This window comes from Ralstonia sp. ASV6 (assembly GCF_016429285.1).
Lineage (GTDB): Bacteria > Pseudomonadota > Gammaproteobacteria > Burkholderiales > Burkholderiaceae > Ralstonia > Ralstonia flaminis.
Map to the genome: position 1 here is coordinate 1 of NZ_JAELUI010000527.1, position 358 is coordinate 358.

At 63.4% G+C, this 358-nt stretch carries 1 protein-coding gene; it reads left to right on the forward strand.

Annotation, left to right across the window (positions count from 1 at the left end; genetic code table 11):
• Positions 1-51 precede the first annotated feature (51 nt).
• Positions 52-358, forward strand: a 307-nt coding sequence (locus JHD73_RS28395) for a GNAT family N-acetyltransferase (protein WP_199033416.1), incomplete at its 3' end; no start/stop codon positions are given.

Here is a 358-nt window from a genome sequence, read left to right on the forward strand (position 1 = left end):
CATCAAGGACGTGTTAGCGTCGATGGATTTGCCGTATGCAGGTCAATGAGCATGAACACACCGTTGCAGCATCGCCCCACGCTGATCCGCGCCTTTGAACCCGGCGACGAGCTCGCCCTGCACGCCATCTTCCACTCTGCCGTGCATGAAATCGCCGCCGGGCGCTACAGCCCGGAGCAAATCGAAGCCTGGGCCCCCGTTGACTACGACACCGCGCAGTGGGCCGAACGCATCCGCCGTATCGAGCCCTTCGTGGCCGAGATCGATGGGCAACCCGTGGGCTATGCCGATCTACAGGTGAACGGCTACATCGACCACTTCTTCGTGGCGGCGGCGCACGCACGGCAAGGTGTGGGGC